1 rRNA gene is annotated in these 566 nt (G+C 54.2%); it reads left to right on the top strand.

Annotated features, from left to right (window positions below):
- A 23S ribosomal RNA gene (locus tag NDI54_RS21420) occupies positions 1 to 566 on the top strand; the annotation flags it as partial.

Below are 566 nucleotides of genomic sequence, written 5' to 3'. Positions count from 1 at the left end.
ATGAGGAACCCCGAGAACTGAAACATCTCAGTATCGGGAGGAAAAGAAAACGCAATGTGATGTCGTTAGTAACCGCGAGTGAACGCGATACTGCCCAAACCGAAGGTCTTACGACCAATGTGGTGTCCGGGCTACCTCTCATCAGCCGACCGTCTCGACGAAGTCTCTTGGAACAGAGCGTGATACAGGGTGACAACCCCGTACTCGAGACCAGTACGCTGTGCGGTAGTGCCAGAGTAGCGGGGGTTGGATATCCCTCGCGAATAACGCAGGCATCGACTGCGAAGGCTAAACACAACCTGAGACCGATAGTGAACAAGTAGTGTGAACGAACGCTGCAAAGTACCCTCAGAAGGGAGGCGAAATAGAGCATGAAATCAGTTGGCGATCGAGCGACGGGGCATACAAGGTCCCCTGACGAATGACCGAGACGCGAGTCTCCAGTAAGACTCACGGGAAGCCGATGTTCCGTCGTACGTTTTGAAAAACGAGCCAGGGAGTGTGTCTGTATGGCAAGTCTAACCGGAGTATCCGGGGAGGCACAGGGAAACCGACATGGCCGCAGG

This window comes from Haloarcula terrestris, assembly GCF_031624315.1.
In the GTDB taxonomy this organism is placed as follows: Archaea; Halobacteriota; Halobacteria; order Halobacteriales; family Haloarculaceae; genus Haloarcula; species Haloarcula terrestris.
The sequence above is the reverse complement of the archived record's forward strand: the minus strand, read 5'-3'. Positions and strand labels throughout refer to the sequence as shown.